The 26,781-nt window shown below is 53.9% G+C and carries 29 protein-coding genes and 1 tRNA gene; 10 read left to right on the top strand and 20 right to left on the bottom strand.

The genetic code is table 11. The features are described 5' to 3' along the window. Positions 1–5 precede the first annotated feature (5 nt). From BUA85_RS12080 to BUA85_RS12050, 6 genes are all read right to left on the bottom strand, one after another. On the bottom strand, positions 6–566 hold the full coding sequence (locus BUA85_RS12080; RefSeq protein WP_072901415.1) for a hypothetical protein: 561 nt from the start codon (positions 564–566) through the stop codon (positions 6–8). Between the two features lie 469 nt (positions 567–1,035). After that, entirely contained in the window at positions 1,036–1,671 is a 636-nt protein-coding gene (locus BUA85_RS12075) for a VPLPA-CTERM sorting domain-containing protein (protein ID WP_131802808.1), read from the bottom strand. A gap of 180 nt (positions 1,672–1,851) precedes the next feature. Next, positions 1,852–2,088 carry a hypothetical protein gene (locus BUA85_RS12070; protein WP_131802807.1) on the bottom strand — a complete coding sequence of 79 codons (237 nt, stop codon included), beginning with the start codon at positions 2,086–2,088 and terminating at the stop codon, positions 1,852–1,854. 533 nt (positions 2,089–2,621) lie between these two features. Then, the gene (locus BUA85_RS17110; protein ID WP_083526269.1) at positions 2,622–3,035 is read right to left on the bottom strand and encodes an NYN domain-containing protein; all 414 of its coding nucleotides are present in this window, start codon (positions 3,033–3,035) and stop codon (positions 2,622–2,624) included. A gap of 561 nt (positions 3,036–3,596) precedes the next feature. Next, on the bottom strand, positions 3,597–4,304 hold the full coding sequence (locus tag BUA85_RS12055) for an IS6 family transposase (RefSeq protein WP_072901406.1): 708 nt from the start codon (positions 4,302–4,304) through the stop codon (positions 3,597–3,599). 459 nt (positions 4,305–4,763) lie between these two features. Beyond that, positions 4,764–5,129: a winged helix-turn-helix transcriptional regulator gene (locus BUA85_RS12050; RefSeq protein ID WP_072901525.1), complete on the bottom strand. Its 366-nt coding sequence runs from the start codon at positions 5,127–5,129 to the stop codon at positions 4,764–4,766. A gap of 126 nt (positions 5,130–5,255) precedes the next feature. Here BUA85_RS12050 and BUA85_RS12045 point away from each other — a divergent pair, with 126 nt between their 5' ends. Continuing rightward, positions 5,256–5,897 (top strand): NAD(P)H-dependent oxidoreductase, encoded by a 642-nt coding sequence (locus BUA85_RS12045; protein WP_072901404.1) that lies wholly within the window; start codon positions 5,256–5,258, stop codon positions 5,895–5,897. A 1-nt stretch (position 5,898) separates the two neighbouring features. Then, a complete protein-coding gene (locus BUA85_RS12040; RefSeq protein WP_083526268.1) occupies positions 5,899–6,768 on the top strand; it encodes a DJ-1/PfpI family protein in 870 nt (289 codons plus the stop codon). 248 nt (positions 6,769–7,016) lie between these two features. Here the strand turns inward: BUA85_RS12040 and BUA85_RS12035 are convergent, their stop codons facing one another. Together BUA85_RS12035 and BUA85_RS12030 are read right to left on the bottom strand one after the other, a co-directional pair. Beyond that, complete coding sequence (locus tag BUA85_RS12035; RefSeq protein WP_072901402.1) at positions 7,017–7,724, bottom strand: IS6 family transposase; 708 nt, start codon at positions 7,722–7,724, stop codon at positions 7,017–7,019. A 221-nt stretch (positions 7,725–7,945) separates the two neighbouring features. Next, positions 7,946–8,021: transfer RNA gene (locus BUA85_RS12030), tRNA-Lys, on the bottom strand. A gap of 97 nt (positions 8,022–8,118) precedes the next feature. Between BUA85_RS12030 and dapF the strand changes: the two genes are divergently transcribed. The 4 genes from dapF to BUA85_RS12010 are packed head-to-tail and all read left to right on the top strand — an operon-like array spanning position 8,119 to position 11,445. Then, the gene (gene dapF / locus BUA85_RS12025) at positions 8,119–8,934 is read left to right on the top strand and encodes a diaminopimelate epimerase (RefSeq protein ID WP_072901401.1); all 816 of its coding nucleotides are present in this window, start codon (positions 8,119–8,121) and stop codon (positions 8,932–8,934) included. Further along, on the top strand, positions 8,934–10,190 hold the full coding sequence (gene mtaB, locus BUA85_RS12020) for a tRNA (N(6)-L-threonylcarbamoyladenosine(37)-C(2))-methylthiotransferase MtaB (protein ID WP_072901399.1): 1,257 nt from the start codon (positions 8,934–8,936) through the stop codon (positions 10,188–10,190). The genes dapF and mtaB overlap by 1 nt, the downstream gene beginning before the upstream one ends. Continuing rightward, a complete protein-coding gene (locus BUA85_RS12015; RefSeq protein ID WP_072901397.1) occupies positions 10,187–10,831 on the top strand; it encodes a glutathione S-transferase in 645 nt (214 codons plus the stop codon). Before mtaB ends, BUA85_RS12015 begins: the two co-directional genes overlap by 4 nt. An 11-nt stretch (positions 10,832–10,842) precedes the next feature. Continuing rightward, positions 10,843–11,445 (top strand): glutathione S-transferase, encoded by a 603-nt coding sequence (locus BUA85_RS12010; protein ID WP_072901395.1) that lies wholly within the window; start codon positions 10,843–10,845, stop codon positions 11,443–11,445. Here the strand turns inward: BUA85_RS12010 and BUA85_RS12005 are convergent, their stop codons facing one another. From BUA85_RS12005 to BUA85_RS16945, 3 genes are all read right to left on the bottom strand, one after another. Further along, positions 11,446–12,087 (bottom strand): outer membrane beta-barrel protein, encoded by a 642-nt coding sequence (locus BUA85_RS12005; RefSeq protein ID WP_072901394.1) that lies wholly within the window; start codon positions 12,085–12,087, stop codon positions 11,446–11,448. Positions 12,088–12,138: 51 nt separating this feature from the next. After that, a complete protein-coding gene (locus BUA85_RS12000; RefSeq protein WP_072901522.1) occupies positions 12,139–12,789 on the bottom strand; it encodes an outer membrane protein in 651 nt (216 codons plus the stop codon). A gap of 75 nt (positions 12,790–12,864) precedes the next feature. After that, a complete protein-coding gene (locus BUA85_RS16945) occupies positions 12,865–13,236 on the bottom strand; it encodes a GFA family protein (RefSeq protein ID WP_083526278.1) in 372 nt (123 codons plus the stop codon). A 154-nt stretch (positions 13,237–13,390) separates the two neighbouring features. Between BUA85_RS16945 and petA the strand changes: the two genes are divergently transcribed. The 4 genes from petA to aroC all read left to right on the top strand — a co-directional run bounded on the left by petA (position 13,391) and on the right by aroC (position 17,734). Further along, positions 13,391–13,975 carry a ubiquinol-cytochrome c reductase iron-sulfur subunit gene (petA, locus tag BUA85_RS11990; RefSeq protein ID WP_072901519.1) on the top strand — a complete coding sequence of 195 codons (585 nt, stop codon included), beginning with the start codon at positions 13,391–13,393 and terminating at the stop codon, positions 13,973–13,975. A 13-nt stretch (positions 13,976–13,988) separates the two neighbouring features. Then, the gene (locus tag BUA85_RS11985; RefSeq protein ID WP_072901392.1) at positions 13,989–15,329 is read left to right on the top strand and encodes a cytochrome b; all 1,341 of its coding nucleotides are present in this window, start codon (positions 13,989–13,991) and stop codon (positions 15,327–15,329) included. 16 nt (positions 15,330–15,345) lie between these two features. After that, complete coding sequence (locus tag BUA85_RS11980; protein WP_072901390.1) at positions 15,346–16,200, top strand: cytochrome c1; 855 nt, start codon at positions 15,346–15,348, stop codon at positions 16,198–16,200. Positions 16,201–16,630: 430 nt separating this feature from the next. After that, complete coding sequence (aroC, locus tag BUA85_RS11975; protein ID WP_072901388.1) at positions 16,631–17,734, top strand: chorismate synthase; 1,104 nt, start codon at positions 16,631–16,633, stop codon at positions 17,732–17,734. Here aroC and BUA85_RS11970 read toward each other — a convergent pair. The 9 genes from BUA85_RS11970 to BUA85_RS11930 all read right to left on the bottom strand — a co-directional run bounded on the left by BUA85_RS11970 (position 17,731) and on the right by BUA85_RS11930 (position 26,678). Next, a complete protein-coding gene (locus tag BUA85_RS11970; protein ID WP_072901386.1) occupies positions 17,731–18,132 on the bottom strand; it encodes a thioredoxin family protein in 402 nt (133 codons plus the stop codon). The genes aroC and BUA85_RS11970 overlap by 4 nt on opposite strands. Before the next feature lie 12 nt (positions 18,133–18,144). Next, on the bottom strand, positions 18,145–18,858 hold the full coding sequence (locus BUA85_RS11965; RefSeq protein ID WP_072901384.1) for a cytochrome c biogenesis CcdA family protein: 714 nt from the start codon (positions 18,856–18,858) through the stop codon (positions 18,145–18,147). A gap of 59 nt (positions 18,859–18,917) precedes the next feature. Further along, complete coding sequence (locus tag BUA85_RS11960; protein ID WP_072901382.1) at positions 18,918–19,790, bottom strand: DMT family transporter; 873 nt, start codon at positions 19,788–19,790, stop codon at positions 18,918–18,920. A gap of 80 nt (positions 19,791–19,870) precedes the next feature. After that, positions 19,871–20,158 carry an HU family DNA-binding protein gene (locus BUA85_RS11955; protein WP_072901517.1) on the bottom strand — a complete coding sequence of 96 codons (288 nt, stop codon included), beginning with the start codon at positions 20,156–20,158 and terminating at the stop codon, positions 19,871–19,873. Between the two features lie 133 nt (positions 20,159–20,291). Beyond that, on the bottom strand, positions 20,292–21,773 hold the full coding sequence (locus tag BUA85_RS11950; protein ID WP_072901380.1) for an AMP nucleosidase: 1,482 nt from the start codon (positions 21,771–21,773) through the stop codon (positions 20,292–20,294). Then, complete coding sequence (gene ade / locus BUA85_RS11945; protein WP_072901378.1) at positions 21,770–23,569, bottom strand: adenine deaminase; 1,800 nt, start codon at positions 23,567–23,569, stop codon at positions 21,770–21,772. Before ade ends, BUA85_RS11950 begins: the two co-directional genes overlap by 4 nt. A gap of 37 nt (positions 23,570–23,606) precedes the next feature. Beyond that, positions 23,607–24,086, bottom strand: coding sequence for a tryptophan-rich sensory protein TspO (tspO, locus tag BUA85_RS11940; RefSeq protein ID WP_072901376.1), 480 nt, complete (start codon positions 24,084–24,086; stop codon positions 23,607–23,609). Between the two features lie 37 nt (positions 24,087–24,123). Then, positions 24,124–25,140, bottom strand: coding sequence for a 15-cis-phytoene synthase (gene crtB, locus BUA85_RS11935; protein WP_072901374.1), 1,017 nt, complete (start codon positions 25,138–25,140; stop codon positions 24,124–24,126). Beyond that, complete coding sequence (locus BUA85_RS11930) at positions 25,137–26,678, bottom strand: phytoene desaturase (protein WP_072901372.1); 1,542 nt, start codon at positions 26,676–26,678, stop codon at positions 25,137–25,139. The genes crtB and BUA85_RS11930 overlap by 4 nt, the downstream gene beginning before the upstream one ends. Positions 26,679–26,781: the final 103 nt, after the last annotated feature.

The raw sequence follows: 26,781 nt of genomic DNA, 5'->3' as shown, positions 1-26,781 counted from the left end.
TTGCGTTAGTTTGATACGGAGAACGCACCGACAAAGTTGGGGCCAACAAAGAATCCAACCGACGTATTAGAGCCGACAACACCTTCAAGCTGGCCAGACGCACCATTAAACGATGCTGTACCGGTAAGGACACCGTCCACAAACTGGCCCGCAAGAACCAAGCCGTCACCAGATCCGCTTAAAGTACCCTTTTCGAAATCTAGGGTAAGCGCCACGTCGCCTTCGTCACCGAAATTAATACCATTCGCTGCATAGGCCACAGCCCAATTTCCGCTCATCGGCGCAGAGCCCGCATTGGGGTGGAACAGTTCAGGTAGACTGCTTTTCGGCGTCAAAGGGGCCGCTAAAAAAGTGCTGTTCCCGTTTGAATCCGTTTCAACAGAAAACCCAAGCGTTCCAAAGCCCGCAACGTCGAGTTCGCCAGTCATCGTGGTTGCACCTTCGAATGACGAAGACGCCAAGAACGAATTGCTTTCGATTGGACCGGCCGCATCGTTTGATCCGACGCCATTGAGACAACCAGCAAGAATGGAAAAAGCAGCAAGTGCAGAAATGGAGCGTAACATGAGATTATCCTCTAACTCGTAAAAACACGTGCCCCCACCCGTGTCGAAAATGCTCTTCGAAGGTGAATCAGCTACTTCCGACACATTTCCTTTATCAGCAAAGCTGCAGAAATCATCGGCAAAAAAGGCGAATCGCGGCGGAAATGTGGAAACAATGTGTTTCAATTGGGAGGGCGGGAACGGGCGACAGGTCCGGTCGTTTACGGTCGGTTAGATAGAAAACGTCTTTGTGAATGCGAGAATATCCCGTCTCCGCCCACAACAAACCACAAATTCAGGCTATGTTGGTGTTGGGTTCCCCCGTCAAAAATGATTGGAGCGGAGTGCCGCTTCGGGTGAAGGCCGAACTTCGTCAGAGCCCATCGTCGATGTGGACCAAGAGCCAATCATGCACTCACTATCAATATTGAACACTCAAGTGAGGTAAACAGACAACTCATCTGCCAAAAAAGTTATATTTAATGGTGAACTAATTAGCATTCTTACGACGCTTCATGGCTGCCAAGCCACCCACGCCAGCCAACAGGAGCCAAACTGCCCCTGGAAGCGGAACCGTTGAAATGCCTATGTCGTAGGTAGCGCCGGGGCTACCATCTTGGCCATCAATCCTAAGTAGGAAACTACCAGCAGTCCCGGAATAGTCGAGTTCGCTCTGTGTACCGACGCCAAATGCTGCCGCAGAGATCGTATTCGAGAAAAGAAGCGAGTTGTCTGACGCGTCAAATATCGAGAAAATAGCTGTTGTAGTGTCAGCGTTATCCGCGAAATCGCCAATCGGGTTTGTGATATTCGAACTGTCGAAATACAGCTGGTCATCAATTGGCAGATCAACAAAGCCGATGACCCATCCGGCGTCTGTTTGGAAGCGCCACATATCCTCGGCTGATACGATCCGACCTGCAATGCCTATTTGGCTTCCATCAGCAATGAGACCCAAGTCGTTTGCGCCACTAATGTCCCCCGTTGAACCGGGGCGGTTGTCAGTACTTTCAATGTAAATCGCATCGAACGTGGCAGCGGTCGCACCGCTTCCGGGCAAAAGCACCGCGCTCAAAGATGTCGAAGCCAAAATAGTACTTGTAACTAACAGAGATTTCACACTCACCTTTTCCTCTTACGGTTCAAAGTTTACGCGCGACCAAGGACAATAATACACTCAAGCCATGCTTCCCACGAATGTGAGAGTAGCATTTCACAGAATAGGTTTTGGAGCGGGTAAAGGAATATCCGGCTCACTCTTTTGGATAGGTGAGCTGGATAGAGCCCGCCGCAACGCGGCGAACGGCTACAATGTCCGCATTGCAGCCGCTCGAAACATACGCATTTTTGGTTTTTTGAGCGTCACGCCTTGGCCTAGCGCTATATGCCCTTCTTCAAGAAACTGAACCACTGCAGCCCCGAATGCCTTTTGAACCTTGAGCAGGTTTTTGGCGGAGAGTGTTAAATTGGGACTACCCAAGGGCCATGTCTTGAAGCGACCAGCGCTTTCTAGGTTGATTGCATGGATGGCGATGGGCGACACGCTCATTTGCTCAGGGCGAGATTGCTTTGGCACAAAGCCAGAATGACTGAATGCAAATCTCGAATACATCAGGGATGGAGGTATCGAGGTCAGATTTGTCCAGAAGAACTATTTTGACGGCAGTGATAGTTCATATCCGAGAAAATACTAATTGAACGGTGATGCGAAAATGGGAGGATCAAACTCTGTTGATCGCTCCGCTTTTCTATGGGATCCGCGCTAGGCCTAGAAACAAAGGCCAATCATTAACACAACAAACATTGCCGTTTCCAAAACAGGAAATGTGGTGCGGGAATATCTAAACATCGGTTACTCAATACTATTTACATCAATCTTTATACCGATTGTCTCGGAAGAAATCACTTGTCCAAAAGGACAGTTCTGTAGGGAAATCGCGAAACGGTCTGTTTTAAAAAGCGCAAAAACTCGCGAGTAGACTCGATGATCGATAGCAACGCTGGCGGCACTTCTGCGGCATGCGAACGGCTTGCAGATAAGGCACGGGGATCAGAGGAATGCCGATGGATCAGCGTTCAAGTCAATGGGGCATAGTCTGCTGGTCGACGAAACAGCTCAATGCCATTTTCGTCAACCGCCGTTTCCGGAAGAAGATGGCGAGCCATATGTTCTTCTGAATTCTGACCGCGTTTGTCTGCCGCTGCCCACAACTCCTTACTGTGCCTTCGATAAGGCGGAGCAATTACTTTTATCTTCTTGTCAGCAAAGGTGTTTCGAAGGAGTCTTACTGGTCCCAATAGGTCTGAGTCATTAGTTACCAAGAAGGCCTGATCAAAGTGATCAAAATGTGCGTCATTTATTAAGTGCATGGCAATATTGACGTCAGACTCCTTTTCCTCTCTGGCCTTATAATTGGTTCTACAGTTTTTGCAGAAACAAGTCTTCGGCTTGAATTGACCTTCGATAATTGTCGCGCCCGTAAATTTCAGTGCAGCTGTGTAGTTTTTATGGCGATTTGTTTTTTACCGATTCCATGTTGGGTAAGCAGTGAAGAATTTCACTGCGGAAATTTCGTGAACCGACGGATCTGTAAATTCAGTCATTAGGGAATTCAAATTCAACCACTTTAGGTGCGAGCGCGCACCTCGAACAGCGCGGTTGGCATCGTCAATCGCGTGATAAACGTTAAAGCCATCAATGTAACAAAATACACGTTCCATCATTCGATCCCAAAAATGCAAATGCCGCGAGCATTTTCATGACCACGGCTGGCGACAGAACAAGTCTGCCGGGATGCAATATATTTCTACATGATTCACGACCTACACCGTGTCAAGTCACTCGGTGGCAAAGCGCATACAGTCGCGTTCTTTCGAGCTACGCCATGTCGCCAGATAAGGGAACTTTGTCCCCCATATGTCCCCCAACAACCGAAAAATCGCACCGGCTTAGACAATACATTTTGCTAAGCCTTTGATATTTATGAGAGACAGTGGTGATGCTGTCAGACTAATTCGAACCAGTCTCAGTTTGCCGCAGAATGCGCGAACCTATGCGGAACATAGTTGGCGCCACTCAGTAAGTGCGGTGGCGCGGCTGAGTTTGAATATTGTTCGGGAATAGATGTGGCGTTCTTGATTGAAGTGATCTTGGACGGAAGTATGGATGGCGACGAATTTCTGTAAGGATCGTAGTTGTCGAAACCTCAACATCGCTCGTTCTCGTCGTCGAAACAGCAAGTGCGAATTTTCGGCCCGATTGTTCAACCACCGTCCTGTTGTTTGCCGCTGAAGATTACCGATGGCTTTCATCGCTGCCCCGTAAGATTTTAGCCGATCTGTTACGACGATTTCGGGTTGGCCATAGCACTTCATTGATTTCCTGAGGAATTTCAACGCTACTGTTCGATCACGGCGCTTTGTAACAAAGCTTTCCAGTACTTCGCCCTCGTGATCGACAGCCCTCCAAAGGTAGTGTGTTTCGCCGTTGATCTTCACGAATACCTCATCCAGATGCCATTGCCAGTTTGAATAGGCGCGCTTCTGACTGACGCGTCTGCGACGGATTTTAGCGGCAAAAATTGGACCAAATCTGTTCCACCAGAACCGGATAGTTTCGTAGCTCACATCGATCCCGCGCTCGTGCAAAAGGTCTTCAACATTGCGCAAAGACAGTGGAAATCGAACGTACATCATTTCAGCCAGACGGATGATGTCGGGGCTGGCCTTAAAGTATCGGAATGGGGAGCTTCTTGTCATTTGGAAACGCTATGTGCCCAACCCGCCACCATCAAGCCGATTTCTTTTGACAGTGCCGTCCGCGATCTGTGAATTTCTTGGCCGAGCCTCGCTGCGCGACATACGAATGGCCGGTTTTCCCACAGCGATACAGCGTCCGAAACCATACCCTTGCAGCGATTTTCATGCTGCGCGGGCGCGCAGCATGAAAACGCAATGACCACCTTGGGCTCAAAGTCGACATCGGGGGCTGCACAGCGTCTACAGTAGCATTATGTCCAGGCAACTCGAGGACGGCCCATACCGGCCATTGAACACGACCTCCAAATGCTGCGGTTGCAATCCGCATTCCTGCCATTCGCTGCACGCGCAAAATCAACATTTGATTGAACTCAAGTTCTGCTGGACAATGACCGAAATCGCCAAGCCAACGCCAACATCTGCTTTCCCAGGAAGAACCTAAACTAATGGGATGGGTGCCTACTTTACGACGGCCTCGTCATAGGTCTCGCGCGCAGCATCGATCCTGGATAGGTTTTCCAGCGCCCAGAAACCCAAAGCGCTGACGGGTTCGCGAAACGACAGACCCATTTCAGTCAGGTTGTATTCGACCTTCGGCGGGATTGTAGGATGGTAAGTCCGGTTCACAAGGCCGTCACGCTCGAGCTCTTTCAGCGTCAAGCTGAGCATGCGTTGCGAGATGCCAAGGTTGCGTTTGAGTTCATTGAACCGCATCGTACCATATTCGGCCAGCGAGATCACGACCAGCACACTCCACCGATCGCCGACCCGCGACAGAACTTCGTTAATGCGCTTGCAATCGGGGCAGCGTTCGTCGTCCAGCATGGCGGTTCCCCTTGTGTAACCGAGGTTCAGAAATGTGCCTTCTTGCGGCACAAATTGGTTCCCCATAGATAGTCGGTAACAAATATATACCGTCCACCCCGGGCGCTTACAATAGGACCTGACCCCATGACAGTTAAACCACTCCATGATCTTCTGAACTGGCGCTATGCAACCAAAAAGATGGACGCCGCCAAAGCTGTCCCACAGGAGAAAGTTGATGCGATCATTGAGGCCGTCCGCATGGCGCCGACCTCCAGTGGCACGCAGCCGTTTGAGTTGTTGGTCGTAAGGAACGCTGAGATCCGTCGCAAAATTGCCGAGGCTGCAGGTGGACAGGCTCAGATCACAGATGGATCTCATTTGTTGGTTTTCGCCGCGTGGGACAACTACACCGCCGAGCGGATCGACGAGGTCGTGGGCCTGAACGTTGAGGCGCGAGGCGACCTGCCGATGCTGCACGCCTATTATGACAACCTGAAGGCCAACTACCTGCCGCGCGATGCCGAAACGAACTATGCCCACGCGGCGCGCCAAGCCTATATCGCACTTGGCATCGCGCTGGTCGCCGCGGCTGAGCAAGAGGTCGACAGCACGCCAATGGAAGGATTTGACCCCGATGCGGTGGATGCCATCCTTGGTTTGAAAGAGCGTGGTTTGCGGTCCGTCGTCTTGATGCCTTTGGGTTACCGCGATCCGGCAGGCGACTGGTTGCTGCCAATGGGCAAAGTGCGCAAATCCCGCGACACCATCGTCACAGAGGTCAACTGATATGGGCATCCTTCGCAAACTTTTCCGTGCAGAGTCGCAACCGACAGCCGACGGAGCTTTCAGCCCGTCCCCTCTCGCGATCAAGTTGGGTACGTCATCCACGACCGATTATGACGGCGGTGCCTACACGGAACGCTATAAGGGCACCCGCAATCGCGTCTTGATGGTCTGCACTGAAGAGCGCAACATGACGATGGCCAACGGTAAGAAGTTCTCAACCGGGAACCACCCTGTCGAGATGGGCTTGCCTATGTTGCATCTGATGAACGCAGGGTTCGAGATTGACGTTGTCACGCCTACAGGCGCGCCGGTTGTCATCGAAGACTGGGCGATGCCTGCGGATGATGCGGATATCCAAAAGCTTTACCGTGACTTTGCCGACGCATTTCAGAACCCAGGTAGCCTCGCAGATTTTGCGGCAAACTCGTTGGTTGACGACACGCTTTATGCGGCGGTGTTCATTCCCGGCGGCCACGGCGCGATGCTTGGGCTGCCTGATAATGCCGATCTGGGCAAAGTGCTGCACTGGGCGCACAACACCGGCCTTCATACCCTCGCGCTTTGCCATGGCCCAGCGGCGCTATTGGCTGCCAGGAACGACGCTGGTTTTTTGTATGACGGCTATAAGATTACCGTCTTCCCGGATGCCGTGGACAAGCAAACGCCGATGATTGGTTATTTGCCCGGTCCGATGCCGTGGTGGGTTTGCGAAAAACTGAACGCATTGGGCGTGGAAACCATTAACAAAAAGGCCGACAATTCGACCCATGTTGACCGCCGTCTTGTGACCGGCGCAAGCCCACAGGCTGCCAATACTTTCGGCAGGCTCGCTGCGGAGACATTGCTAAAACGCACGGAAACAAATTCTTAGGTCGACTCGGCACGAGCATACAAAAATGGTGCAATAGCCTTTACGCCCATTTGAATTGAAAAAGCCGTCCTAAGTGAGACGGCTTTTCAGGAGGTCACCAGACTTTAGCAGAATGGGGTGACCGACCATCGAGAATGCTGTGTTGATTTGCTTCAAGGCGCGCAGTGTTTCCTGATGGATGTTGCTCGTCTCGATGATGCTGTCAGACAAATTCGAACTAGTCTCAGTTTACCGGTGAAAGTGTGAACCTATGCGGAACAAAGCTGCCGCCACTCGGCAAGAGCGGCGGTACGGTTCAATTTGAAGTTGGATCGTGAGTAGAGATGGCGTTCCTGATTGAAGTGATTGTGGATAGAAAAATGGATGGCAGTGAATTTTTGTAGCGATCGCATCTGCCGAAATCGTAGCATCGCGCGTTCCCTTCGCCGAAACAGAAGATATGAATTCTCGGCTCGATTGTTCAACCAACGGCCGGTCACCTGCCGTTGTGAATTGCCAATCATCCTCAAAGCAGCGCCGTAAGACTTCAAACGGTCCATTACAATTATCTCGGGTTCGCCGTAGCGCTCCATTGTTTTTCGGAGGAATTTCAATGCCGCTTTACGATTAAGTCGCTTGGTGACATAGCTTTCAAGAACCTCGCCTTCGTGATCGACAGCCCGCCACAGATAGTGCGTCTCGCCATTGATTTTCACGAACACCTCATCGAGGTGCCACTGCCAATTCGAGTAATATCGGTTGTTGGCAACACGATTGCGTCGGACTTCCGCTGCGAATATTGGACCGAATCTGTTCCACCAAAACCGGATCGTTTCATGACTAACATCGATACCGCGCTCATGCAGTAGGTCCTCGACATTTCTCAGTGAAAGCGGGAACCGAACGTACAGCATCACTGCAAGTCGGATGATTTCAGGGCTGGTTTTAAAGTATCGAAATGGAGAACGTTTTGTCATCCAGCAAAACTACGAAACCGCATGGCCTGCCTCAAGTCGGTTTCCTCTGACAGTGCCTTCCGCCGGAAGATGGTACCAGGTAAACTTTGGAACAAACCAAATTGTCCAATAGCACCTGACCGTAGGTACGGTTTTGTCCCCCATATGTCCCCCACAGATAGCCAATGAGCGCCATTCAAAAGGGCGCAACTATACAAGCTAATGATTTTCGATGAATTCAGTGGTGAGCCGTGCAGGATTCGAACCTGCGACCCACTGATTAAAAGTCAGTTGCTCTACCAACTGAGCTAACGGCCCACTAGACCGGCTCTCTACGAAGAGCCGCGCATCGGGTCAACCCCACAAATGGGGAAGATGCTGGATAAGTTTAGCTGCTTTGCTTATATGCGCCAAGATGACCCAGAATCCGCAGAATATAGTGCCCTTTATGAAGATGCATGGGCTTGGAAATGACTTCGTCGTCGTCGACGAACGGGGTCTGACGCCGCGCATCGACGCGAATCTAGCGCGTGCCATCGGCGATCGGCATCGCGGCGTGGGATTCGACCAACTCGCGGTTCTTAGCGCATCGGATACCGCGGATGTGGAATTGACGTTCTGGAACAGTGATGGCTCCACCGCTGCGGCTTGCGGCAACGCAACGCGCTGTATCGCGCGACACCTGTTTGAAGAAACCGGCAAGGCAGAGCTTTCGATCGTCACGGAGCGCGGGGTTTTAGCTGCGAAGGACCTTGGTCAAGGGATCACGTCCGTCAATATGGGCCATCCTCAATTGAACTGGGATGAAGTGCCATTGGCCGAAAACATCGATACGCTGGAACTCCCAATTGATGGCGCACCTACGGCGACAGGTATGGGCAATCCGCATTGCACCTTCTTTGTAGATGATGTGGCAACCGTTGATCTGGAAGCGCGTGGCGCAGAGATGGAACATCACCCGCTTTATCCGGAACGTACCAACGTGCAATTCGCTCAGATCATTGGGCCGGACCATATCCGTATGCGGGTATGGGAACGGGGCGTCGGTGTGACCTTGGCCTCCGGTTCATCGTCCTGCGCGACGGCTGTGGCTGCTGCCCGTCGCGGGTTGACCGGTCACGATGTGCGGATTGATCTCGATGGCGGTACTTTGGAAATTTCTTGGAAAGTCGACGGCGTGTGGATGACCGGCCCCACTGCACATGTGTTTGATGGCGTGTGGCACATCTGATGACCAAGGCGCCGATCTTTTCAAACCACGGCTGTCGTCTCAACGCGTATGAGACCGAGGCGATGAAAGAACTCGCCTCGCAGGCGGGTGTCGATAGTGCTGTCGTGATCAACACCTGCGCCGTGACGGCGGAAGCGGTTCGGAAAGCGAAGCAAGATGTGCGGCGTCAGCGCCGCGCCAACCCCGACGCCAAGATCATCGTCACCGGATGCGCGGCCCAAACAGACCCTGACGCCTTTGCTTCAATGACCGAAGTGGACGTTGTTGTTGGGAACACTGAAAAGATGAATCCTGCAACGTGGCAAGGATTGGCCCCTGACCTCATTGGCCAAACCGAGGCGGTCCAAGTGGACGACATCATGTCTGTCAACGAAACTGCCGGGCATTTGATCGATGGTTTTGGCACACGCAGCCGCGCCTATGTTCAGGTGCAAAACGGCTGCGATCATCGGTGCACCTTTTGCATTATCCCTTTCGGTCGCGGCAACTCGAGGTCGGTTCCGGCAGGCGTTGTCGTGGATCAGATCAAACGGTTGGTGGATCGCGGATATAATGAGGTCGTCTTGACCGGCGTTGATCTGACAAGCTGGGGCGCCGATCTGCCCAGCGTGCCAAAGCTGGGCGATTTGGTCATACGTATTCTGAAACTGGTGCCCGATCTGCCGCGCCTACGGATCAGCTCGATTGACTCGATTGAGGTCGACGACAACCTCATGCTCGCCATCGCGACCGAAGATCGCTTGATGCCGCACCTTCATCTGTCGCTACAACACGGCGACGACATGATCCTGAAACGGATGAAGCGGCGGCACCTACGCGATGATGCAATTCAGTTTTGTGAAGAGGCCAAGAAGGTCCGCCCTGCGATGACCTTCGGCGCGGACATCATTGCAGGTTTCCCGACGGAGACCGAAGCGATGTTCGAAAACTCGCTGCGCCTTGTCAGTGAATGTGATCTTACCTGGCTGCATGTCTTTCCCTATTCCCCGCGCCCCGGCACACCGGCCGCGAAGATGCCACAGGTGAAAGGCTCTTTGATTAAGGACCGCGCCGCACAGTTGCGCGAGGCAGGCGGTATTCAGGTGGGCAAACACCTGAGCGCGCAAATCGGCAAAGCGCATGATGTCTTGATGGAGAACCCGCGCATGGGTCGAACCCAGCAATTTGCCGAAGTGATTTTCGATAGTGATCAAATCGAAAGCAGTATCGTGCGCGCGACAATCAAAGATGTCGCAGACACCCAGTTGGTCGCATGACCGAAACGCATCCCATTTTCTGGAGCTTTCGCCGCTGCCCCTACGCCATGCGGGCGAGGCTGGCAGTGCAAAGCTCTGGCGTGCAGGTTGAGTTGCGGGAGATCCTTCTGAAGGAAAAGCCAGAGGCATTCTTGCAAACCTCCGCCTCCGCCACGGTTCCAGCCGTGAAAGACGGCGATTTGATCCTAGATGAAAGCTTTGATGTCATGCGCTGGGCTTTGGGCAAGTCTGACCCAAAAGGCTGGCTTGATATGCCGCAAGGCTGGGAGGCGTGGATCGAAGAATGTGACGGTCCCTTTAAGGCCGCGCTTGATCACACCAAATACGCAGTGCGCTATCCTGACCGCGATGAAGCCGAAGAAAGAGAGAAAGCCTCGGTCTTCCTGCGCAAGCTCGAGACTCGGCTAGAAGGCCAAACCTTCCTGTTTGGAGATCGGGCAACCTTGGCGGATATGGCGATCCTACCTTTCGTCCGTCAATTCGCGAATACAGACCGGGCATGGTTTGACGCCCAAGACTGGCCAAATCTGATCCGCTGGCTCGATGCCTTTCTGGACAGCGCTGCCTTCGCCGGTATCATGAGCAAATACAAACCTTGGGTGCCCGATCAGGAGCCCACCCTTTTCCCAAACCAAATCTAGGGATCGCCACAATGCAATTGATTATGTCGCCCGCCTCACCCTTTGTCCGCAAAATCCGCGTCTTGGTGCGCGAGGCAAAGCTGACCGATGTTGTTGAGGAAGTGAATATTGCCACGACTCCGCTTGCGTCGGCGTCAGAAGCAGTTGCAGCGAACCCGTTAGGCCGCATCCCAGCGCTGATCCGCGATGAGGGTCCAGCGCTTTATGATAGCCGTGTGATTAGCCGGTATCTTGATGACTACGCGAGCAGCGGTCTTTATCCATCCTCGCGCCTTTGGGAAATCTTGACCCTCGAAGCGACAGGCGATGGTATGATGGATTCAACTGTTAGCATGACCTATGAAAGGCGATTGCGCCCTGAAGAACAACAATCCGAAGACTGGATCAACGCACAATGGGGCAAAGTTGAGCGTACCCTAGATGCGATTGGATCGCGTTGGATGAGCCACCTTGAAGGGCCGCTCAACATGGGCCAAATCTCAGTCGCATGCGCCCTATCCTACATCGACTTTCGCCACGATATGCGCAACTGGCGCGAAGGACGCAAAGCACTGGCCGATTGGCACGAAGGATTTAGCGATCGTCAAAGCATGATCGACACGACACCAAGCTAATCAGTAGGTGTAGCTGACACCAATGTTGAACGCGTCAGTGAAGATGTCGGTCGACAAAGTCCCGCCCGTATCAAGATCGACGGTGTTCGACGTGTAAGTGCCCTTATACTCACCAAAGACGGCCCAAATGTCGTTAATCGGATAGCTAACACCAGCCAGCCAAGTCGCGGCCAACCCAGTGACCTGATATTCGAACGTCGTGTTGCCCAAATAGGTGACCTCGACCCCTGGAACAGACAGGCCCAGACCCACGCCGATATAGGGCGTCGCATTGCCGAACATATCGGGCCAGCGCCGATAAGCGTTGATCGTCCAAGTGTTTAAGCCGTCGGTGAACTCCAACGCGCTGTATCCAGCGGGCAGTTCACCTTCAATCGGATAGGTTTTGTTGTGGGCGTAGTCCAAGCCCCACCCGAACGTCTCTGTCTGCCACTTCGTGATCCGCGCGCCCGCATAGATCGGCCACTCAAACGGCAACCCTTCCCAACGGATGCGAAAGTCATCGTCCGGCGCAAGATCATCGCCGCGCACAGATATGTCCGAAGCGGGTGCGGTTTGGTTACCGGTGTAAAAGCTGAATTCAATTTCCGCTGCCGCGAAACTTGGCACAGCTGCAATTGCTAAAATCAGGGATCGTTTCATCAACAATGCCTCAAATCACTCGTACCGAATGATGGCATATTGCGACACGGATCAGAAGCTAAAGCTGACCCCGACGTTCAACGCATTGGTGATCACATTGGTTTCGACAGTACCACCGGTATCCAATTCACCGGTATTGATCGAATACGTCCCTTTGTATTCACCAAAGACGGACCATTCATCGGTGATTGGATAGCTTGCGCCCGCGATCCACGTCGCAGCTGGCCCAGTGATTTGGTATCCTTCGGTGCGAGAGGTATCAGTGATCACCTCCACATGCGGGATCGAGAGGCCGACACCACCGCCAATGTAGGGGGTGAAGTCACCATATCCATTTTGCCAACGGCGATAGGCGTTCACCGTCAAGGTGTTCAGACCATCTGTAAACTCCAGCCGCTGGAATTCCGGCGGAAGCTCGCCCTCTTGCGGATAGATCTTGTTGTGCGTGAATTCGACGCCATACCCAAAGGTCGGTGAATTCCAGATCGTTGCGCGAAGGCCGTAATAAGGTGGTGCCTCAAAAGAGCGGCCTTCCCACCCGATAAATATCTTTCCGTCCGCAATCTCAGAATCACCGTCAAAGAACACATCCGAATGGGGAGCGTTCTGGGCGCCTGTGTAAAAGCTCAACTCAACCTCTGCCAAAACGGCAGATGGCAGGCTCAGCGCAGCGGCAAGGGATATGATCGTAAAACGGTTCATCTCATCGTCCATATAGGCGTTTATGCTGCGGGAGCAAAATCAAATTAAACGCAGAACCGTTAACTTTTACGTAGGCTAATCAAGAAATTCCCAAGAGTCAGCCCCATCAAAGTGTCGCACAGGGATATCAGCAATGTCCTGCGGTTGGGCCATCGCCATATTTACCGCCATTCGGTCAATAGAATCAGGTGCTAAAGGCGTCCAACTGACGGTGCAGCCACAGATTCGGCATGTATTGAATGCCAATTCCTCATCCCCCCAGCTATACTGTAACAAAGCGCCTTCTTTCACCTTCATTTCAACTTTTGATGGAGAATCGTGCGCCCACAGCGCCCTTAAGCGGCGACAAATGCTGCAATTACAAGAGACAAGCCGGTCTGTTTGACCGAAGTATTCAAAAGAAACTGCGCCGCAGTGGCACTTTCCTTGTATTGATCTATCTCCCACGCCAAGCGCTCCTTTAGAATTGTGACCTGCGCCCGATTGTCCGCTGGACGACACGGCATTTGGTAGCTAAACAGCGCCCAATTGGGCTTCGGGCGACCGAGGCCCCAGCAATGTATGGGCAAATATCGCCCGAAACTAGCCGGAGATGCATCTCGTGTCACAAGCAGAAGATTACCAAGGCACACGTCGCGACTTTCTCTATTACGCCACCGCCGGAACAGGCGCTGTCGTAACAGGCGCGGCCGTATGGCCTTTGGTCAACCAAATGAACCCATCCGCAGACGTTCAAGCGCTCGCGTCCATCCGTGTTGATGTGACCGATGTAGCACCTGGAACGCAGCTGACAGTGCTGTGGCAGGGTAAACCTGTTTTCATCCGTCACCGGACTGGCGAAGAAATTCAATCGGCCCAGTCAGAAGATGACATCGTGGAGACAATGCCTGACCCGGATGCGCGTAACGAAAACATCAATGCTGCTTCTCTGGCGACCGATGAAAACCGCACGATCCCGTCCCCAGAAGGTGAAGGTGCAGGTGCTTGGATCGTTCAGATGGGCGTATGTACACACCTCGGCTGTGTGCCTTTGGGCGACGGTGCAGGTGATTTCGGCGGCTGGTTCTGCCCATGCCACGGTTCGCACTACGATCTGTCTGGCCGTATCCGCAAAGGCCCAGCGCCACGCAACCTAGACATCCCGCCAGCGACATTCGTTGACGGCACAACAATCGAACTCGGTTAAGGAGAAAAGACCTATGGCTGGTATTCCCCACGACCATTACGAACCAAAGTCTGATTTCGAGAAAGGGATGCAGAAACGCCTCCCCGTGATCGGACTTCTGTACGACACCATAATGATCCCCACGCCAAAGAACCTGAACTGGATGTGGATCTGGGGTATCGTTCTGACATTTACATTGGCACTGCAGATCATCACCGGCGTTGTTCTTGTGATGCACTACACGCCACACGTGGACATGGCGTTCAACTCTATTGAACACATCATGCGCGATGTGAACGGCGGCCATATGATCCGCTACTTCCACATGAACGGCGCGTCGCTGTTCTTCTTCGCGGTTTACCTGCACATCTTCCGTGGTCTCTACTACGGATCATATAAGGCTCCACGCGAGGTCACATGGATCATCGGTATGCTGATCTATTTGCTGATGATGGGTACAGCCTTCATGGGTTACGTCCTGCCATGGGGTCAGATGTCCTTCCACGGGACAGCTGTTATCACTGGCCTCTTCGGTGCAATCCCGTTCATCGGTGACAGCATCCAAACATGGCTGCTCGGTGCATCCTCCGTTGGTCAGCCAGCGCTGAACCGCTTCTTCAGCTTGCACTACCTGCTGCCATTCCTGATCGCAGGTCTTGTGATCGTCCACATTTGGGCGTTCCACACAACCGGCAACAACAACCCAACGGGTGTTGAAGTCCGCCGCACAAGCAAGGAAGACGCAGCCAAAGACACGCTGCCATTCTGGCCTTACTTCGTGATAAAAGACCTGTTCGCACTGGCGATCATCTTGGTGCTGTTCATGGCGGTTGTTGGCTTTATGCCGAACTACCTGGGCCACCCAGACAACTACATCCCAGCAAACCCACTGGCGACACCTGCACACATCGTCCCTGAATGGTACTTCCTACCATTCTACGCGATCCTGCGGGCCTTCACCGCTGACGTTTGGGTGGTGATGTTTGCGAACTGGATCAGCTTTGGCATCATCGACGCGAAGTTCTTCGGCGTTCTGGCGATGTTCGGCGCGATCGCTGTTATGGCTCTGGCGCCATGGCTCGATACATCCTCCGTTCGTTCCGGTCGCTACCGTCCAATGTTCAAATGGTGGTTCTGGCTGCTGGTTGTCGACTTCATCGTTCTGATGTGGGTTGGCGCACGTCCGGCTGAATTCCCTTATGATTGGATCGCTCTGATCGCATCGACCTACTGGTTTGCCTACTTTCTCGTGATCCTGCCGCTCCTCGGTGTGATCGAGAAGCCAGACACGCCACCAGCAACAATCGAAGAAGACTTCGATTCACACTACCCGGCCAAGGCCAGCGGCGACGCTGCCGCGACACCGGCTGAGTGAGAAAGGACTAAGACTGATGTTCCGTAAACTCACCCTCGCAGCAGCCCTGACATTGGCAGCACCCGCTGCCTATGCGGCAGGCGCAGAAGCGCATATCGAAGACTTCGATTTCTCCTTCGAAGGTCCATTCGGTAGCTTTGACCAAATGCAGCTTCAGCGTGGCCTTAAGGTCTACACTGAAGTCTGTGCTGCCTGTCATGGCCTTGAGCAAGTGGCCTTCCGCAACTTGAGCGATCCGGGCGGCCCAAGCTTCCCAGAAGATCAAATGCGCGCCTACGCCGAATTCTATGAGGTCTGGGATCCAGCTCTGTTTGATGGCGAAGGCGACTTCCGTGTGGCAACACCGGCTGACAAATTCCCAGCATCTTCCTTGTCCAACGCACCTGACCTTAGCCTGATGGCAAAGGCCCGCGCTGGTTTCCACGGCCCTTACGGCCTCGGGATCAACCAGTTGGTCAAAGGTATGGGCGGACCAGAGTACATTGCGTCCTTGCTGGTCAGCTATGAAGAAGAGCCTGAATGCGCGGCAAACATGGAAGTCCCTATGGACGGCTTCTATAACTCTGCCTTCCCGAATGGTGGCTATCCAGACGAGTGCAAATACGAAGATGGAAGCCACAAGTACCCTGGCAGCTGGATCGCGATGAGCCAGCCATTGGACGACGGTTGGGTCGAATTTGATGATGGTCACGCTAACGACCTTCATCACATGGCCGAAGACGTCGCAGCCTTCTTGATGTGGACAGCTGAACCAAAGCTTGTTGCACGTAAGCAGGCTGGTCTGACTGGCGTCCTTTTTCTCACGCTTCTTTCCGTACTTCTGTACCTAACAAACAAGAAGATCTGGGCGCCACATAAGCGTAAAGACTAAAGCGATCGTGAATTAGAATTGGTTAGGCCCGCAAAGATGCGGGCCTTTCTTTTTGCCGAAGCAAAAGCTCTTTCATCTTGGCCAAAAAACTCACTGCCAAGCAGGCATTTCTATCTCCATACAGTAGATTTTTTGGGTTTTTTGTGATAAGATCTCTTTATCCATACATTTAGGAGAAAGGAGGCGCCCTTGGGGGAACGCTGATTATTTTGTGCCTTGAGCTCGGCCTGATTTGGCTCATCTATTTTATCTTCGGACTGGCAACGACCTATTCAATCCCGATTTGGCTGACTGCCCTTTTCGTCCTTGCCGTCGACCGAAGTGTCACCTTCATCACCACACAAGCCCAGAAGGGGCGTGCGCGATTGCGAGAATAGCTTGGCAATCTCTGGGGCGGATTGTATCTGATCCTGAACTCAGGAGCGCACATATGTCGATCAACAGCTTTGGCCATCTTTTCCGCTTCACCACTTGGGGTGAAAGCCACGGGCCCGCCTTGGGCGCGACGGTTGACGGCTGCCCTCCGGGCGTGCCTTTGGAAGCGGGAATGATCCAGCAATGGATGGATAAACGTCGCCCAGGCCTGAATAAGAATACCACCCAACGGAGCGAACCAGACACGGTCAAAATTCTGTCAGGCGTGTTTGAGGGACAAACAACTGGCACGCCGATCCAGTTGATGATCGAGAACACAGATCAGCGTTCGAAAGACTATGGCGACATCGCCAATACATTCCGCCCGGGTCACGCAGACATCACATATCACCAGAAATACGGGGTCCGTGACTACCGCGGCGGCGGTCGATCGTCTGCCCGCGAAACGGCGTCACGCGTGGCGGCGGGTGGTGTCGCACGCGAAGCCATCAAGAAAGTGGCGCCGGGTGTTCAGATCAAAGGGTACATGACCCAGATGGGCGCCAAACAAATTGATCGCTCCAAGGTCGATTGGGACCAGATTGATCAAAACGATTTCTTCTGCCCTGATGCAGATGCGGCGGCCGAATGGAATGACTACCTCGCGTGGCTTCGCAAGGATGACCACAATTCCGTTGGCGCGATCATCGAGGTTGTGGCCCGCGGCGTCCCAGCTGGGATCGGCGCACCTATCTACGGCAAACTCGACACGGACCTTGCCGCCGCGATGATGTCGATCAACGCGGTGAAAGGGGTCGAGATTGGCGAAGGCATGGCTGCAGCAGCGCTCACTGGTCGCGACAATGCAGACGAGATTTTCATGGGGCCCAATGGGCCGGAATATTCCTCAAACCATTCTGGTGGCATCTTGGGCGGCATTTCCACAGGTCAGGACATCGTGGTCCGCTTTGCTGTGAAACCCACTTCCTCGATCCTGAGCCCGCGCAAATCCATCCGCATGGACGGCAATGCGACCGAAGTCGTCACCAAAGGCCGCCATGACCCCTGCGTGGGCATTCGAGCGGTGCCCGTCGGTGAGGCGATGATTGCCTGTGTGATCCTAGATCACCTGCTTCTGGATCGTGGTCAAACCGGCGGGGAACGCGGCCAAATCGGTTAGGCGTTCAAGGCCGTGTCTAACAAACCCTGAATGTCGCCTCGCGATGTTCGGGCAACCAAGCGGCCCAGTTCCTCGTCACCTTTCAGAACAACCAAGGTGGACCGGCGCGGGATGTTCAACTCAGTCGCCAATTCGCCGCGACCGTATTGATCCCAATCGACGCGTACAAAAGTGATGTTTTCCTCATAGGCGGGATTGTCACCCAACAGCTGACCAATCACCCGCTCTTGCGCACGGCACGTCGTGCACCAATGCGCCGCAAAATCGATGAACACCGTTTCGCCAGCTGCAAGCCGTTCTTTGACGAGACCCGGTGTGTATTCGAGGCCAATCGCATTGGCGGTGGCAGGCAACAGGGCTATAGCGGAAGCAGTTGCAATAAAGGTACGACGGTCCATGAGTGTCTCCTATTAGAAGCGAACAGATAGGTCTTGGAGCCAGTACGGCAAACGATCCAAGAGCCAGATCTCAGCGTGTTTGTGTAAATTGAAAAGCAGGCCAATACCGACAAGGATAAAGATGATGCCCATCGCGGGTCGCGCCTTGCTCGACATGCTCCGCATCCAATCTTTGCGAGACTGGATCGCGTTCTGGGCGCCGTAAGCCAGCAACACGATGATTGTGGAGATGCCGAGCGCGAAACTCAGCATCGTCATTGCCGCCCACAGGAGATCTTCACCGGAAGACGCCAAAGCAATCGCGCCGCCCAAAGTTGGCCCGACACAAGGTACCCAAACCGCACCGAGGAGCACGCCGCCAAAGAACTGACCCTTCAAACCTGTGCGATCAATCTCATCCAATCCCGCATCCGCGCGTGCGGACATACCCGCCATGGCGGTGGCGAAACTTTCTGCAAATCGTGGAACAAGAAGGACGACACCAAAGACAATCATCAAAACGGCACCTGCCTGAGCTATAGTCTGGTCGTCAATTCCAATGGCCCGTCCAAACACCGCGACCGTCATTCCGACAACGACGAACGACAGGCTCATCCCAGCTACCAAAACAAGCGGCCCCGTGCGCCCCGCTTGCAGCGCGGTTGCCAAAACGATCGGCAGAACCGGCAGGACGCAGGGGTTAATCAGCGTCAGCAGGCCGGCCAAGTATCCTAAAATCAAATCCATCGCAGCGGGTGTAGCGACTTGGGTGTCGACGCGTCACGCAAAAATGGTCCCGTGGCCGTTCACTTCACCGTGGGGTCTTTCGATAGGTTTACTGCTAAAATTGCTGCCATGATGATCGCGACGCCGACGAAATCACTCATGCTCAGTTGTTCCCCTAACAGAACCGCAGCGATTGCGACGCCAAAAAACGGGTTGAGGAAATGGAATGTGGACGCTTTCACCGCTCCGACCCGGCCAACCAAATAGAACCAAGTGACTGTGGCAATCAGCCCCGGAACCAACGTCGTATAGATAAAAGCCGCGATCAGCTGCCAGCTCCACGTGACTTCGAACGTTTCAAACATCAGCGATGGCACCACCAAGACCACGCTACCGACCAGCATCTGTAATCCGACAATCATCAGGATGTTCCCACCCGATGAGGCCCCCCGTACTGCGAGTGTCGCAATCGCCAGTGAAAGCGCACCTATAACGCAAAGCACGATACCAAAGCCATTGCCGCCCCCTTGAAAACGCGCGCCCATAATCAGGCCCACACCTGCGAAACCAACGATCAACCCGACAATCCCAAGTGGGCGCAACCGGTCTCCGAACACAAGCCATCCGATCAGACCGACCAACAGCGGTAGCGATGATGCAATGATCGATGCGAGCGACGCCTCAACCGTCTGCATCGCGACGAAATTGAGGCCGAGATAAAGCGCGTTCTGACACACCCCAAAGACGATCACCGCAATCCATTGGTTTCGGTCCAACCGCGCCGTTTGACCCAACGCATATGCAAGGCCCACGCCAATCAAACCAGAGATCAGGAACCGCAACGACAGCGACGCCATAGGCGGTGCATAAGCGACAATGATCCGTGCCGAAGTAAACGCTGATGACCACATCAACGCAAAGGCCAGCCCCATGAAGATCGCCCGAATATCCACCCAAACCTCAAATGCAAAAGGGCCGCCTGATAGGGCGACCCTTTCGTAAAGTTATGCGGGGCGCAAGACCCCCCAGACGCTTAGTCGTTCACGCTGTCTTTCAGCGCTTTCGCGATGGTCATTTTAACTACTTTGTCAGCGTCTTTCTTGATCTGCTCACCCGTGGCTGGGTTACGGACCATACGCTCTGGACGCTCACGGCAATAGATTTTGCCAACGCCAGGAAGTGTGACAGCGCCGCCGCCAGATACTTCGCGTGTGATGATGCTCACGATTGAATCAAGTGCAGTTGCCGCACCTTTTTTGTCCATGCCGGATTCTTCGGCGAGTGCAGCTACCAACTGCGCTTTAGTCATTGGTTTCGCCATTTTCTGGTCTCCCCTTATTTGCCCGATGTCTTGGGCCTCATATGCGGCCATTTAACGGTATATGGGGGTCCATCACAATCATTAGTATAACAAAATAAGGGGTTATAGCGCATTTTGTGCCGATTTTTGCCATTTAGAGGAAGGCAGTTTCCTCAAAACTGCGTAATTTCCGGCTATGGATACGTTCCAAAGGCATTTCTCGCAGATGTTCCATCGCCCTCAATCCGATCATCAAATGCCGCGAAACTTGCGTTTTGTAGAAATCAGACGCCATGCCAGGCAGCTTCAATTCGCCATGCAACGGCTTATCACTCACGCACAAAAGCGTTCCATAAGGCACGCGAAACCGGAAACCATTGGCGGCGATTGTCGCGCTTTCCATGTCTAAACCAATCGCACGAGATTGCGATAAACGCTGCACCGGACCCGAATGATCCCTCAGTTCCCAGTTCCTGTTGTCAATAGTCGCAACCGTTCCCGTCCGCATGATGCGCTTTAGGTCATACCCCTTCAGCTCAGTCACATCCGCAACGGCGGTTTCGAGAGCGATTTGAATCTCCGCCAAGGCTGGGATAGGGACCCATACCGGCAGGTCATCGTCAAGCACATGATCTTCGCGCAGATAAGCGTGGGCCAGAACAAAGTCGCCCAGCTGTTGCGAGTTCCGTAGACCAGCACAATGCCCCACCATCAGCCACGCGTGCGGGCGCAACACCGCGATATGGTCCGTTGCGGTTTTGGCATTTGAAGGTCCAACGCCAATGTTGACCAAAGTGATCCCCGCGCCGCCCTCTCGCTTCAAATGATAGGTCGGCATCTGAGGCAATTTCGGTGGCACATCCAAAGGCGCATCGCCGTCGGTAATCTCAACATTGCCGGTGCTGACGAAAGACGTGTAGCCGCTGCTTTTATCCGCCAACATCTTGCGGGCGTATTGCTCAAATTCCTCGACGTAGAATTGGTAGTTGGTGAAGAGGATATGGTTCTGAAAATGCTCTGCCGACGTCGCAGTGTAGTGTGACAAGCGTGCGAGTGAATAGTCCACGCGCTGAGCCGTAAACATCGACAGCGGCGACGAGCCATCAGGATAGGAATAGCCAGACCCGTTTACGATATTGTCGTGTGTCGTCTCCAGATCAGGGACGTCGAAGCAGTCACGTAAGGAGAACTCCATCGCGCCATCTTGCGGCACAGTCACGGACGCATCATTTGCCACTGCGAAATGAACTGGCATTGGAATTTCCGATGCACCTATTGTCACTGGCATATCGTGATTTTCCATCAGCAACGTCATTTGCTGCTCAAGGTAATGCGCAAAGAGGTCAGGCCGCGTCACCGTCGTGCTGTATTCACCAGGCTCCGCCACATGGCCGAAGGACAAGCGCGTGTCGCTTTTTGTGTGACTGGTCGAGGTAAACCTGATCTCTGGATAGAATGCCCGGTAACGCGCTTCTGCTTTGCCGGTCTTCAACGCGTCCTCAAAGTTATCACACAGAAATTTTGCGGAGATGCGATATATCTCCTTCAATCGCTCTACGGCCTTCGCGGCATCGGTGAAAACCTCTGGCTCAGGAACGTCGGGGGATAAAGCTTCCAAGCTCTTTTGCGTATTCATTCCGGTGTCTCGATCAAATCGGTTAGTTCAAATTTCGTCACATCTACCAACCCTAGGTCGGAGATCCGAAGTTCCGGAATCACCACAAGGGCCAAAAGCGAATGCTGCATATAGGCGTTGTTCAACGTACATCCGCAAGCCTCCATCGCGGAGACCATCTGGTCCGCCTTTGCCGCGACTTCTGCCGCCGGTTGGTCGGACATCAAGCCCGCGATTGGCAGCTCGATCAGCGCCAACTCTTCGCCGTCTTTCCAGACAGTCACGCCGCCACCGACTTCGCCTAGGCGGTTCGCCGCTGTCGCCATTGTCTCTCGATCCGTACCGACCACGATCATATGGTGGCTGTCATGCGCGACGGTTGAGGCCATCGCCATTCGGCCTTCGTACCCGAACCCGCTAACAAAACCATTAACGACATCGCCTGTTGCCCTATGACGCTCAACCAAAGCGATCTGGCACACGCCTTCCTGACCTTCGATTACACCGTCCGTCACCGGAAGGTCAGCGGTCAACGCTTTGGTTGGAGCTTGGTTTTCCACTACTCCGATAACCTTAACCTTGGCGCTGTTCGCCCCTGCTGGTGCTTGAATTTCAAAGTCAACGCCGGAGAGTTTTTTACCAAGGTGAATGGAGCCCCGAGAGTTTTCTGGCCAAGTGTAATGCGGGCAGTCCACCGTCAGCACACCATCTTTCGCAACCGTCTGGCCCCGCGCGATGACCTGCTCAATCGGCAGTGTCGTCAGGTCGGACGTCAAGATCACATCCGCCCTCCGACCCGGCGCGATGCTACCCAACTCCCGCTCCAGCCCGAAGTGGGTCGCCGTGTTGATCGTCGCCATCTGCAAGGCCACCAAAGGAGCACACCCGCAATCAATCGCATGACGCACAACGCGATTCATATGCCCGTCATTAACCAAGGTGCCCGCCATACAATCATCTGTGCACAGAATGAAATTGCGCGGGTCGAGGCCCTTCTCCGTCACTGCGGTGATCTGGCTTTCCACATCATACCACGCCGACCCCAGCCGCATCATCGACCGCATCCCGTTGCGCACGCGGGCAAGCGCGTCTGCCTCCGCCGTGCCTTCGTGATCATCCGCGGCACCGCCAGCGACATAGGCACTAAACGCAACACCCTTGTCAGGCGACGCGTAATGGCCCCCAACGGTCTTTCCAGCGTTCATCGTCGCTGCCATCTCTGCCAGCATTTGCGGATCGCCGTTGATCACTCCGGGAAAGTTCATCATTTCGCCCAATCCGATGATCCCGGGCCATGCCATCGCTTCAGCCACATCTTCAGCGCTGATCTCAAAGCCTGTCGTCTCCAATCCCGGCGCAGAGGGCGCACAGCTCGGCATCTGCGTATAAATGTTGATAGGCTGCATCAGTGCCTCATCATGCATCATCCGCACACCGGCCAAGCCAAGCACGTTTGCGATCTCATGCGGATCGGTGAACATCGTTGTGGTGCCATGCGGGATCACGGCAGCCGCAAACTCCGCCGGTGTCAGCATCCCGCTCTCAATGTGCATGTGACCATCGCAGAGACCCGGCACCAGATAGCGCCCGCAAGCGTCGATCACCTCTGTCTGGGGTCCGATGCAATGGCTCGCATCTGGCCCGACATAGGCAAAGCGCCCATCGGATACGGCCACTTGCCAGCCATCCAGAACCTCGCGCGTCTGAACGCTCACCAGTTTCCCGCCAGAGATCACCAAATCCGCCGGCTCATGCCCTGCTGCCACCGCAACCAAACGCGGGGCACACTCTGCCCATGTTTTGAAGTGCTGTTCCATCCCCAAAACTGACATGAGTTTCGGGCAAGGTGCAAGATCAGATCTTATCGAGTTCCAACTTCGGCTGATCAGGGTTCAAGCGCACCATCGACAGGTTCAATGCAGCCGCCACCGTGACCCACGTAAGATAAGGTACGAAGGCAAGACCTGCATAAAGATCGACCTGCCAATGGGTAACCAAACACCCCAGAACGGAGAGCCAAAGCATCGCCATGATAGGTAACGAGCCCCTCAAGTCTCGAGCACCAAAGAACACCGGCGTCCAGAGTGTGTTGAACGCGATTTGCAACGCCCAAAACGCCATCGCATAGGCGCTCCCTTCCATCGTCGCGACACGGGCAGCTGCAAAGGCGATCAAGAAATAGATCGTCGTCCATACAACAGGAAACACCCAATTGGGCGGCACCCAACTTGGTTTATTGAGCGCTTTGTACCATTCACCGGTCGGAAACATGGCACCGGTTGCGCCCGCGCCAAAAGTTGCAAGAAGAAATATGAAAAACAGCCAAATATCCATGAAAATCTGCCCTGCTGGTCAAAAGCAGACAGATAGATCAGCGACGCTGAATGTCCAATGCCGCGTCCTGCAACGTGAGCTCTGCAAGAACGTCTAGAACCGCTTGAGATCGTTTCTGAGGCGGGCGTCGATCACCCGCTGCGTCCACCAAAAAGGCCACCTCTGGCAACGGTGCGGCATAAAGCACCGGGGATTTAGGCGTTACCAGCGACAGGACAGAGTGACCCGCAGCTTGCGCCAACCATCCCAGTTTTTGTGTCTTGGAGGTATGCGCACGTTGATCAATGGAATTGTAATGATGGCGGCGCACTTCGGTTCCGATCCCATCGTAGACCAACCGTGCAGCCCAAATGCCGGTGCGGGCGTTCAATGGCAAGGCGTTGATCCCCGCCTGTGACCGGACATAAAGCTGCCGCGCATGTTCAAGCAAGCGCTTGACCATCTGAGCGATGTCGGTGGAGATTTTTGGATCGCCCAGAAACCCCTCAACGTCGATACCGGCATTCTCAAACCAATCCGTCGGCAGATAAATCCGCCCAGCGCGTGCATCTTCGCCCACGTCTCGGGCGATATTGGTCAGTTGCATCGCAACGCCCAGATCACAGGCGCGCGCCAAAGTATCAGGATCACGCACACGCATCAAAACACACATCATCGCGCCAACGGCACTGGCCACGCGCGCCGAATACACTCTGACATCAGAGAGAGTCGCGTAACGCCGCCCCATCGCGTCCCATGCAAGACCTTCGAGCAACGCCTCAGGCAATTCCCTTGGCATGTCGAATTCGTCAATTATCGCTGCAAAGGCGCGATCTTCCGGCGCGTTTTGCGGCCGTCCTTCATAAGCCAAATCCAACCGATCCCGAAGGCGCAAAACGGCGGAGGCTTTCTGATCCCCCTCGTCCACCTCATCATCCGCCAAACGGCAAAAGGCATAAAGCGCGAGCGATGGATCGCGGACCGAAGCAGGCAGCAGTTTCGAAGCGGCATAAAAGGACAGCGACCCCGTTCGGATCGCAGCGCGGCAATGTTCCAGATCATCGGGCCTGATCATTCTGCTGCTACCTTCATATCAGCGACAACCGGCGCATCTGGCACAAGCTTACCCAAAACCTCTGCCGACGAGACAACGCCGGGCAGTCCCGCACCTGGGTGCGTGCCTGCACCGACCAGATATAGCCCCTTGGCCTCTTCACTGATGTTATGAGGTCGGAACCAAGCGGATTGCAGGATGCGCGGTTCAATCGAAAAACCGGAACCATTGGGCGACAGATACCGGTCGCGGAACTCTTCCGGTGTGAACACAACTTCGGTCGAGATATGATCGCGGAAACCTGGAATGAAATCTTCTAGGACGGCGGCGACCTTATCCTTGTAGCTTTCACGCACTGCCGCCCAATTTACTGGGTTTTTGAACCCCAAGTGCGGCACAGGCGAAAGGGCATAGAAGGTATCGTCGCCTTCAGGCGCAACAGTTGGATCGGTTACAGAGGGCCTGTGAACATACAGCGACATGTCATCTGCCAACCGGCCTTTGATGAAGATATCCTTTAATAGACCCTCGTATCTCGGCCCTGACAGGATCGTATGGTGCCCGACATCCTGCCATTTGTGCCGTGTTCCTTTGGTGCCAAAGTACCAAACAAACAGACCCATCGACCAACGGCTGCGGCTTAACTTGGCATCTGTCCATGTCTTACGAGGTTGGCGAAGAAGGTGTTTGTAGGTATGGCCAGCGTCGGCATTGCTGACCACCAAAGGCGCCGCCAATGTCCGCCCTTCTTTCAGATTCACTCCGGTCGCATGGCCGTGTGTGACGTTGATCCCTTCTACATCCTGACCAAGCAAAATCTGCCCGCCTTGCGACCGCACAACATTGGCCATGGCATCAGCAATCGCCTGAACCCCGCCCATCGCGTAGTGCACGCCGAAAGTCGCCTCTAAATGGCTGACCAGCGCATACATCGACGTCACAGTCATCGGATCACCGCCGATAAAGAGCGGATGGAACGACAGAGCCATGCGCAACCGATGATCCTTCACCCGAGCCTTGGCGAGTCCGAGAATCGATCGATCTGCGCGCAGGACGGCAAACTCCGGCAACACCTTGATCGTGTCCCAAAGCTTGTGCATCGGCTTCGCAACCATGCCCTCAAAACCAACGACATACCGCCGTTTGCTATCTTTCAGAAACCGCTTGTAGCCGTTTACGTCACGTGGGGAGAGGCGCTTGACCTCCTCCAACATCGCATCTTGATCGCTCTGCGCGGTAAAGACGCTGCCATCGGGCCATCTGATTTCATAGAATGGCTCCAACGGGCGCAAATCGACATCGCGGCGAAAATCTCTTCCACATTCGGCCCAAAGCTTCTCAAACACCCGTGGAACCGTGACGATTGTTGGTCCAAGATCAAAGCGATGACCGTCTTTAGAGATCGACGACCCGCGTCCGCCAACCTTATCCAAACGATCGACGACGGTGACAGAATATCCCTTCGCGCCCAGCCGCATCGCAGCAGACAACCCGCCCAATCCGGCCCCGACAACGACAGCGCGATTGTCAGCAGTTTCGATCTGATGCGTAGATTCCATGGTTCCATGGTAAATATGTAAACTTCAATTTACAACATTTTCCCGATCAGAAACGGAATACTTCCCTATTAATCAATAATATGTCAGACTAGATTTACACTAA

Origin of the sequence: Cognatiyoonia sediminum (assembly GCF_900129845.1) — a bacterium.
In the GTDB taxonomy this organism is placed as follows: domain Bacteria; phylum Pseudomonadota; class Alphaproteobacteria; order Rhodobacterales; family Rhodobacteraceae; genus Cognatiyoonia; species Cognatiyoonia sediminum.
This window is presented reverse-complemented; position numbering and strand designations above follow the sequence as displayed.